This is a genomic window from Dermacoccus abyssi, from assembly GCF_003515945.1.
Lineage (GTDB): Bacteria > Actinomycetota > Actinomycetes > Actinomycetales > Dermatophilaceae > Dermacoccus > Dermacoccus abyssi.
Genome location: NZ_QWLM01000031.1, coordinates 1 through 9,356, shown reverse-complemented (window position 1 = coordinate 9,356; position 9,356 = coordinate 1). Strand labels below are relative to the sequence as shown.

Here is a 9,356-nt window from a genome sequence, read left to right as displayed (position 1 = left end):
TGTTCTACAACCGACAGCGCCGCCACTCAGCACTCGGCTACGTCAGCCCCATCCAGTACGAGCTAGCATCAACCCGCACCCAAAAATCCGCCTGACTTAGCCACTCACGGTGGAAACCACGATGGGGGTCACGTCACCGTGTCACCTATCCGTGCAGCAGTCCCCAGGCCGTGCCCACCCTGTGTTTCGGGATGCGGGACGTCGTGTCTCGAGTCACATCTCTGGCAGGTGTCGGCACGCTCTGAATGCTGAGAGAGTGTGCACCAAGCGCGTATCCCATGGAGGTCAGCATTGCTTCAACGGAAGGCCTGCAAATGGTCATGTCGCTTTTGCATTAGCCGGTGGCCCTTAGCGGTCGCCAAGGCACCCACGCCGCCGTCCCCACCTCGGGCCGAGCGGCCGGGCGGGCATGTCGGCTTACGGTGTGAGCGCGTTTCGGGGAAAGGCGCTCACGGCAATCCAGTTAGGGGTTCGCATGGCTCGACCGACCTTTCCCGATGACCCTGACCTGCGCCGCTTCGTGATGATCTATGTGTGCGTGCTGGCCGCGATCGCGGGGTTCATCAACTCGACCCTGCTCGTGGACCTGGTGTACCCGGTCAGTCACGTGTCGGGGTCGCTGACCCACTTCAGCATGGCTGTGGTCGAGGGCGACCTGCCCGACTTGGAGCAGCTGATGCTGATCCTGCTGGGGTTCTTCGCCGGGGCGGTGCTCGGTGGCGCGATCATTGGTGGTACCGAGACCGAGACCGGCCGCCGCTACGGCGGCGCGCTGCTGATCGAGGCCGGGTTGCTCGCCGCCGCGCCGCTGCTGGACGGTGCCGGCCTGAAACCCGGCGCGATGATCGCTGCGGCGTCCGCGTGCGGGCTGCAGAACGCCATGTTCTCCAACTACCGGGGCCTGGTGCTGCGCACCACCCACTTCACCGGCACGCTGACCGACCTGGGCGCGCTGATCGGGCGCAGCACCCACAAGCGCACCGACGTGTGGTTCGCCTCGGTGCTGGTGCTGACCATGCTGTTCTTCGTGATCGGCGGCGCCCTGGGAGCGGTCAACGCCATTGATGACGGCACCAACGCCCTGTATTACCCCGCCGGCGTGTGCGCACTGCTGGGCATCGCCTACTTCACCTACCACCACCGCCGAGCCGCTGCCGACCCCGAGACCGACAAATCCGACCATGAACTGGAGTTCGACTGTGTCTGACATCGCCCTGCTGCTGGAGAACAACACCGCCTGGTCGAAGGCCAGGACCGCCGCCGACCCCGACTTCTTCACCCGCCTGTCCACACAGCAGGCACCGGACTACCTGTGGATCGGGTGCTCAGACTCCCGCGTCCCAGCCAACCAGATCATCGGCCTAGACCCCGGCGAGGTTTTCGTCCACCGGAACATCGCGAACGTGGTCCCGCACGCCGACCACAACTCCCACTCGGTCATCCAGTACGCCGTCGAGGTCTTGAAGGTCTCCGACATCATCGTCTGCGGCCACTACGGCTGCGGCGGCGTCGCCGCCGCTAAGAACGGCACCCGCATCGGCCTGATCGACAACTGGCTGCGCTACATCCAGGACGTGTACGCCCGCCACCGCGCCGAGGTCGACGCCCTGCCTGAGGAGCAGGCCCTGCGCCGGCTGTGCGAGCTGAACGCCATCACCCAGGCTGAGCACCTCACCCATACCCCGATCATCCGCGACGCCTGGGAACGCCACGACGGCCCCACCGTGCACGCCTGGATCTACGGCCTCGACGACGGCCGTATCCACCCCCTGCACAGCTTCACTCCCGACACCGCAGCCACCCATGCGCGCGCGGGGGTGGTCTAAGCCTGCCGGGTCACCCGAGGGATGGCCTCGAGGGCCGTGGGGCGACAGGCCGCCTCCGGTAGGCGTCTGGTCCCCTTCATTGCATTAGTACGGGATGGGGTACACCCAATTTGCACAGTTACTCCTCTATGTGGCTCGCGTGCAAATAGGGTCCTCGGTGGTGTGACTTCTGCGTTTAAATGGCGGGGTTCTTCCGACGTTCCGTGGCAGGCCGGGGTCAGGTGACGCCGATGACCAGGGTGCTTTGGGCGGCTTCGATGACATCGTTGGTGATGGTGTCGAGTTCGTTTATCTTCAGCACGCGCTGGATCTGGGGGATGAGGCGTTCGAGCAGCCGGAAGTTGCCGCGGGTGACCCGCGCGATGGCGGCGATGGCTTGGGCGTCGGTGAAGTCTTCGGGGTCGAGGGTCTTGCCGAGGGAGCGCCAGTGTCGTTGCAGGACGAACAACAGTTCGTCCTGACCCAGGGGTCGGTATTGATGGGCGAACCCGACCCGGCTGTAGAACTGGGGGTAGTGGCTGAACTGCTTCTCCAGTCCGGGCATGCCGATCAGGATCAGTGCGATGTCGTCTCGGTCGTAGCGGTCGCGCAGCAGTTCCAGGGCGGCGGGGCGGAGCCGTTCGGACTCGTCGACGATGATCAGCTCCACGTAGTTCCTGCTGCGGCGCCATCCCCAGGTCTCGGGCGTGACGTCGCCGTGCGGCGCGAGGTGCTGTTCGATGCAGATGTTGGTGCGGGTGATGGCCTGATTGAGCTCATCCTTCAGGGTCCGCGGGGTGGTCAGCACGCTGGGGGTGTAGAGCACGGTGCGGCTCCGGTTCAGGGCGGCGTAGATCTTGGCGTCGTCGTCGGAGCGCGGCCCCCAGTAGGTCAGCAGATCGAGGGCCTTGTCCCAGTGCGCGTAGCGGCGCGCCGAGAGCGTCTTGCCCACTCCGGCCGACCCGAAGCACAGGCCGATGGTGTGGCCGCGGCGCACGGCGTCGGCGAACTCGGTGAAGCGGCGGTGTTCTTTGGTGACGATGAAGCGCTGGCTCACCTCAGGTCCTCCTTGTAGACCTTCAACTTCCGTTTCGGCGTCTGCGCCGCCGCTGGTTCCTCCGCGGGAGGTGGTGTCTCGGTGGTGTGTGCGGCCACGACAGCGATGCGTTCATTGATGCCGGCCCGTAGTGCCCGGCGTCTCGCGTTGCGAGCGGCCTGGATCTCTTTGAGGCTGACCTTCTGGTCGTGGTGCTCCTGGTTGACGGCCTTGCAGAGGAACTCGTCGTGGTCGAAGACGCGGATCTCGGTGATGTCGCGAGGGTCGTAACGGATCACGACCGACTGTCCGACGTAGCCGGCCAGGGTCGGGGAGACGTAGCGCAGGCCCTGGAATCGGATGCCATCGCGGCGCACGACGCGGGTCTTGGCCACGGTCAGCAACAGTCCGTCGAGAGCTTCCAGGCTCTCGGGCATGCGGGGCAGCCAGCCCTCGGCGATCCACGCGCTGCGCGGGGAGGTGCCGATCTCGCTGTGCGTGCGGTCGTTGTAGGTGGCCACGAACCTTTCGACGGCGGTGTCGAGCTCGGCCAGGGACAGTGTCGGTGTTGGCCAGGGCTGGCCTTCGCCGATGTATCCGGGCAGGTCGGCCAGCAGCTCGGTGTTGACGGTGCCGAAGAACCGCTCGATCTTGCCCCGGCCCTGGGGGCGGGCGACGGTGGAATGGATCAGCCGGATGTGGAGGTCGACGGCGGTGCCGGCGAGCTGGTGGCTGATGAAGTCGCTGCCGTGATCGACGTAGAGCACGTCCGGTAGGCCGCACATCGGCCAGGCCGGGTCGGCCTTGTGCCAGATCGCCTGCCGCAGCGCCAGCGCGGTGTTCATCGCCGACGGTGCGCCCAGGAAGACGGTATAGCCGCAGATCGCTCGGGAGCAGTCATCGAGGATGGTCGTCAACCACGGCCGGGCAGGTTTGCCATCGGTGCCGACTACCAGGATGTCGAGCAACGTGTGATCGGACTGCCACATCGCGTTGGGCCACTCCGCCTGCCGGCGCAGCACCAGCTCGTGCTTGTCGCGGTAGGACGCCGCGCCTTCCAGGGCGAGGGTGACCATGCCCGGGTCCAGGGCGCGCACGATCTCCCACACCACCGAATAGGACGGGACCGGCCACCCGTGGATGCCGCAGATGCCGGTGACCTTGCGATGGATCGTGGCGATAGCCGGCCGCGGCTTGCTCAGCGCCAGACCCTCGATCACGTGGACGAGATCGGTCGGCAAGCGGTGGGTGCCGGCGTCCATTCGCGGGGCCGTCTCCAGGCCCGCGTAGCCGTCGGTCCGGTAGCGGGCGTGCCAGCGCTCCAGGGTCCGCAGCCCGACGCCGGACTCGCGGGCCAGACGCGCGAGCGGAACCTCGTCCTCCACATGGAGCCGGAGAATGCGCCACCGCGCCGCAGCGTCCATCGCGCACCTACTGCACGAGGCTCTCGCGGCCACGCTGCGCGCGCTCAAGGGCACGGTAGACCGTGGAGCGGCCGACGCTGAACAGCTCGGCCAGCTCGCCCACGGTGTGCTCCTTGGCGGCATGCAGGTGGACGAGGTGAGCCTCCTGTCGTGGGGTGAGCTTCGGAGACTTCCCGCGCAGCCGGCCCTTGGCCTTGGCGACCTTCATCCCTTCGCGGGTGCGGGCGCGAATGAGGTCGGCTTCGAACTCGGCGACCATCGCCAGCACGTTAAACAGCAGTTTGCCCATCGGGTCCGTCGGGTCATACACCGATCCGGCGATGCTGAGTTTCACCTCGCGGGCCGCGAGGTCATCGGCAATCTCGTGAGCATCGCGCACCGAACGTGCCAACCGGTCGAGCTTGGTGACCACGAACGTGTCACCGGCCCGGCATGCCGCCAGCGCCTGCCGCAGCCCGGCGCGATCCGCATTGCGGCCGGTCAGTCCGTGATCGACGTATATGCGCATCGCGTCGACACCGAGAGCGCTGAGGCCATCGCGCTGGGCGGTGAGGTCCTGTTCATCGGTGGAGACCCGGGCGTACCCGACCTTCAAAGCGGACATGCTTCTAAGTGTGTCATATAAGGCCCCGTCACCGAACAGTTCACCGGACGGGTCTTACGGGACACCTCGTCAGGCATGCTATAGGACTCCCATGTCGGGAGTGGGTGTGTCCGGTCGAGGTTCCCCATGCGGGACCCTCGGAAGTGTGCCGTCGAGGGACCGTCGCGAGGTGATCGATGGTGATCGGGTCACCGGCGGCGCGCAGCCGCAGCAACGGGACCAGCAGGGCGGTCTCCTCGGACCGGACGAGCCGGTCTGCCAGGTCGGTGGTCTGTCAGGTCGGTGGTGAGGATCGTCTCATTGAGTGCGTCCAATTCTATTGGGGTGAGTGCGCGGTCAGGCGCAGCAGGACAGCTTCGAGACGTCGGTGGTGAAGGCCTTGGCGACGATGCGGATGCCTTCGGCCATGGTCAGGTATGGGGCCCACGCGTCGGCGACTTCTGCGATGGTCTTGCCGAGGATGTGGACGCCGGCGGCGGCGAGCTCGCCGGCGTCCTTGGCGACAGCGGTGAGACCGAGGATCTCGCCGGTGTCGGCGTTGGCGACCATCTTGATGAACCCACGCATGTCCCGGTTCACCAGCGCACGGGGCACGTACTCCAGTGGCAGGACGCGGCAGTCGCAGCGGATCCCGGCCGCGATGACCTCCTTCTCGGTCATCCCGACCGCGCCGATGGCGGGACCGGTGAACGTCACCCGAGGCATCCGTGTGTAGTCGACCGAAGTGTTGGCGTCGGTGAAGGCGTTCTCGGCGACGATCGTGCCGTGCCGGGCCGCGACATAGACGAACTCGGGGTGCCCGGTGACATCCCCGCCCGCCCAGACGCGGGGGTTGGCGGTCTGCAACTGGTCGGTGACCACGATCTGTCCGGCCTCGCCGGTCTTCACCCCCACGGCCTCGAGGTTGAGCCCCTCGGTGACCGGGCGGCGTCCGAGCGCGACGAGGATCTCGTCGGCACGGAACTCCTGCTCGCCGCCCGAGACCTCGGCCATGACGACGACCTGCCCGGTGACGGTATCGCGGGCAACGCGGGAGGGAACAGCGCGGCGGACCACCCGGATGCACTCGTCGGCGAAGACTTCCTGCAATGATCTGGAAACCTCCGGCTCCTCCTTCGACGCCAGCCGAGAACGCACCAGCAGGGTCACCTTCGAGCCGAGCCGGGCGAACATCTGGGCCAGCTCCAGCGCCACGTAGCCACCGCCGAGCACCAGCAGCGAGTCGGGGCGCTCGGACAGTTCCATCGCCGACGTCGAGGTCAGGTACTCGACGCCGTCCAGCCCCTGGATGAGCGGGACCCAGGGACGGGTGCCGGTAGCGATCAGGTAATGGGCGGACTCGATGGTTTCCACGGTGCCTTCAGCGGCGGTGACCTCCAGCACAGGCGCATCCGGGGTGCCGGCGAACGCCGCCTGGCCCTGGCGGACCGGCCAGCCGTAGGCTTCGGCCACGTCGAAGTACTTCTCACCCCGCATCGCCTCGACCAGGTCCTGCTTGCCACCCACCAGCCCGGGCATGTCGACCGCGCCCGCGGTGGCGGCGATCCCCGGGAACCGGGAGCCCGCGTTCGCGGCCACGTGGCGGGCCTCGGCGGCCGCTATCAGCGCCTTGGACGGCACGCACCCGGTGTTCACGCAGGTGCCGCCGAACGTACCGCGCTCGACCATCACCACCGACTTGCCCAGCGTGGTGGCGCGGATCGCTGCGGCGAACGCCGCGCCACCCGACCCGATCACGGCCAGATCAATCTTCGACTGCATCCCGAACCCTCCCCGGACTGTTGAGAAATCCTCCTGATGCGGCGATACTAAAGCTTCCAGTACAGGGGAAGGTCAAGGGTGAGACCTGTGACACACGAGGGGTGAGGATGCGGATCGGGGAGCTCGCTGAAGCGGCCGGCACGACCACGAAGACTCTGCGGTTCTATGAAGACCAGGGGCTCTTGCCCCCGGCCGAGCGCACGCCCGGCGGCTACCGCGGCTACACGACCGAGAGCCTCACCCGGATCGACTTCATCCACCGCGGCCAAGCCGCCGGACTCTCCCTCGCCCAGATCCGGCAGGTCCTCGACATCCGCGACCACGGCCAAGCTCCCTGCGATCACGTACGCGACCTGCTCGACGCACGCCTGACCGACATTGACCTGAAACTCAGACAGCTCCACGACCTGCGCGACACCCTCGCCGGGCTACGCGACCAGGCCGAGCACGTTGAGCCCGACACGTGCAGCTCCGACCAGGTCTGCCGGTACCTGTAGCCAAGCCCGACGCCGCACGGACACGCCATCGAGGGGTGGTGGTCGACCGAGCCCCAGCCGCACAGCTGGAACGTTCCGCCTCGACCTACTGACACGAAAGTGTCAGCGGCGCAGTGGGCATCGGAACTGCGCCCGAGGGACTCACAGCACGTATCGATCCGGGTGGGTCGACAGGGGTGAGGGTCGCCAACCCCGGTGGTCGTATGGGGATCCCCTTACGGGCATGCGATCTGGGCTGACGCCTGTGACCGAGTGTTCAGTGCGCGCTGTATAGTTCAGTCCATGCTGACTATGGCTTCGCGTCTCGACGTAATGAACCGCCTGGGTCGTGCACTGGCCGACCCCACTCGATCCCGGATCATCTTGACCCTGCTCGACCATCCCGCTTACCCGGCGGAACTGGCCCGAGATCTGGACCTGACACGCCCGAACGTGTCCAACCACCTGGCATGCCTGCGCGATTGCGGGATCGTCGTCTCCGAGCCCGAGGGTCGTCGGACACGATATGAGATCGCCGATTCGCACCTGGCGCAGGCGCTGACGGCACTGGTCGATGCCACCCTGGCAGTGGACGAAGACGCCCCGTGCATCGATCCCGCCTGCTCGCTTCCCGGATGCGACGCAGCTGGGGAGGGCGCATGATCCTCACCTCGGTCTTGCAGGCGATGGGCCTGTTCGCAGCGACCAACATCGACGACATCATCGTGCTCTCCCTCTTCTTCGCGCGAGGGGCAGGCCAGCGCGGCACTACCGCCCGCATTCTGGCCGGCCAGTACCTCGGATTCGCCGGCATCCTCGGTGCCGCGGTCCTGGTGACCATCGGTGCCGGAGCATTCCTGCCCTCGGCAGCCATCCCGTACTTCGGTCTCATCCCTCTGGGCCTCGGCCTCTGGGCCGCATGGCAGGCCTGGCGCGGAGACGATGACGACGATGACGACGAGGCCAAGGTTGCCGGCAAGAAGGTCGGCGTGTGGACAGTCGCAGGCGTCACCCTTGCCAACGGCGGCGACAACATCGGCGTCTACACCCCTGTCTTCCTCAGCGTGGAACCTCTCGCAGGAGTCGCCTACTGCATCGTCTTCCTCGCGCTCGTCGCGGTCCTGGTGGCCCTGGCAAAGTTCGTCGCCACCCGCCCCCCGATCGCCGAAGTGCTCGAACGCTGGGAGCACATCCTCTTCCCCATCGTTCTCATCGGCCTCGGCATCGTGATTCTCGTCAGCGGCGGAGCCTTCGGACTCTGACGTAGCGGCAGCGATCCAAACGGCGCCGACCGGGCGCACCCCTCTCGGTTCAGACCGCGACACCTACCTGCAGCCAGTCCTGCGTGGTCGCGGCAACAAGACCGCCACGGAGCGCTGCAAAAACCCCGCCACCAAGCGAACGAAGCCACACGGTGGCCTTATTGCTCATGTTGCGCGCAGGGTCTAGACATGCCGGGTCAAATCGTGGGGTATGCGCGCGTCTCGTCGACGTCGCAGAATCTAGCCAGGCAACTAGAGGCACTCGGGGCGATCGACGAGCTGTTCACCGATCACCAATCCGGCAAGAGCCGAGCCGATCGCGCCGGCCTGGCGGGTGCGTTGCGCTACGTGCGTCGCGGTGACGCGTTGCGCGTCGCGTCGATGGATCGACTCGCGCGATCACTCATCGACCTCGAGCAGATCGTCTCCGACCTCACCGCGCGCAAAGTGAGCGTCGAGTTCGTCAAAGAACGCCTCACCTTCACACCCGATGCTGCGGCCGACCCGTTCGCGACGTTCCAACGCCAACTCATCGGCGCCGTCGCCGAACTCGAGCGCTCCCTCACCCGCGAACGCCAACGCTAAGGAATCGACCTGGCCAAAGCGCGCGGCGCGTACAAGGGCCGCGCCCGCCGCCTCATCTACGACGTCATCGCCGGCAACGGCGCTTACGGTGACAGCGACACTCTCAGAGGTATCAAAACCCTCTGATATGTGACGGTTTCGCCACCCTTAGCTATGAAATCAATGTCGTCGCTAGATAGGGCATTCCCCGGCGGCATCAAAAACGACCGTTTACACACTATGTCGAGGAAATCGGTGTGAATGCGGTTAGCCGACGTGGCTGGTCTTCGGGTCGCAGTTCCAGATGGCAGCTGTCACCGTGGTAATGGGAATCAGGCCCGCTCGTTCCAAGATGGGGCGAGAATCTTCGCTGCAGTCGACCTGGATGTAGCGTTTCCCGCGCGCCTGCGCCGACCTGGCGCGT

At 66.4% G+C, this 9,356-nt stretch carries 10 protein-coding genes; 6 read left to right on the top strand and 4 right to left on the bottom strand.

What is annotated here, in order from left to right; all coding sequences use genetic code 11:
* Window positions 1-475 precede the first annotated feature (475 nt).
* Both D1832_RS14820 and D1832_RS14815 read left to right on the top strand, forming a co-directional pair.
* Window positions 476-1,207, top strand: a complete 732-nt coding sequence (locus D1832_RS14820; protein ID WP_182434822.1) for a YoaK family protein — start codon at window positions 476-478, stop codon at window positions 1,205-1,207.
* Window positions 1,200-1,826 (top strand): carbonic anhydrase, encoded by a 627-nt coding sequence (locus D1832_RS14815; RefSeq protein ID WP_197275092.1) that lies wholly within the window; start codon window positions 1,200-1,202, stop codon window positions 1,824-1,826. The genes D1832_RS14820 and D1832_RS14815 overlap by 8 nt, the downstream gene beginning before the upstream one ends.
* Before the next feature lie 217 nt (window positions 1,827-2,043).
* On the opposite strand, the gene D1832_RS14810 is transcribed toward D1832_RS14815, so the two are convergent.
* From D1832_RS14810 to merA, 4 genes are all read right to left on the bottom strand, one after another.
* Window positions 2,044-2,862, bottom strand: a complete 819-nt coding sequence (locus tag D1832_RS14810; protein WP_065361617.1) for an AAA family ATPase — start codon at window positions 2,860-2,862, stop codon at window positions 2,044-2,046.
* Complete coding sequence (locus D1832_RS14805) at window positions 2,859-4,265, bottom strand: Mu transposase C-terminal domain-containing protein (RefSeq protein WP_094425451.1); 1,407 nt, start codon at window positions 4,263-4,265, stop codon at window positions 2,859-2,861. The genes D1832_RS14810 and D1832_RS14805 overlap by 4 nt, the downstream gene beginning before the upstream one ends.
* 7 nt (window positions 4,266-4,272) lie before the next feature.
* Window positions 4,273-4,869 (bottom strand): recombinase family protein, encoded by a 597-nt coding sequence (locus tag D1832_RS14800; RefSeq protein WP_065361615.1) that lies wholly within the window; start codon window positions 4,867-4,869, stop codon window positions 4,273-4,275.
* Between the two features lie 336 nt (window positions 4,870-5,205).
* A complete protein-coding gene (gene merA / locus D1832_RS14790) occupies window positions 5,206-6,630 on the bottom strand; it encodes a mercury(II) reductase (RefSeq protein WP_118915140.1) in 1,425 nt (474 codons plus the stop codon).
* Between the two features lie 107 nt (window positions 6,631-6,737).
* On the opposite strand from merA, the gene D1832_RS14785 reads away from it, so the two are divergent.
* The 4 genes from D1832_RS14785 (at window position 6,738) to D1832_RS14770 (ending at window position 8,953) form a co-directional block, all read left to right on the top strand.
* Window positions 6,738-7,127 (top strand): heavy metal-responsive transcriptional regulator, encoded by a 390-nt coding sequence (locus D1832_RS14785; protein WP_118915139.1) that lies wholly within the window; start codon window positions 6,738-6,740, stop codon window positions 7,125-7,127.
* Between the two features lie 282 nt (window positions 7,128-7,409).
* Window positions 7,410-7,769 (top strand): Cd(II)/Pb(II)-sensing metalloregulatory transcriptional regulator CmtR, encoded by a 360-nt coding sequence (gene cmtR / locus D1832_RS14780; protein WP_118915137.1) that lies wholly within the window; start codon window positions 7,410-7,412, stop codon window positions 7,767-7,769.
* A complete protein-coding gene (locus tag D1832_RS14775; RefSeq protein WP_118915136.1) occupies window positions 7,766-8,368 on the top strand; it encodes a cadmium resistance transporter in 603 nt (200 codons plus the stop codon). The genes cmtR and D1832_RS14775 overlap by 4 nt, the downstream gene beginning before the upstream one ends.
* A gap of 189 nt (window positions 8,369-8,557) precedes the next feature.
* Window positions 8,558-8,953, top strand: a complete 396-nt coding sequence (locus tag D1832_RS14770) for a recombinase family protein (RefSeq protein ID WP_241511040.1) — start codon at window positions 8,558-8,560, stop codon at window positions 8,951-8,953.
* Window positions 8,954-9,356: the final 403 nt, after the last annotated feature.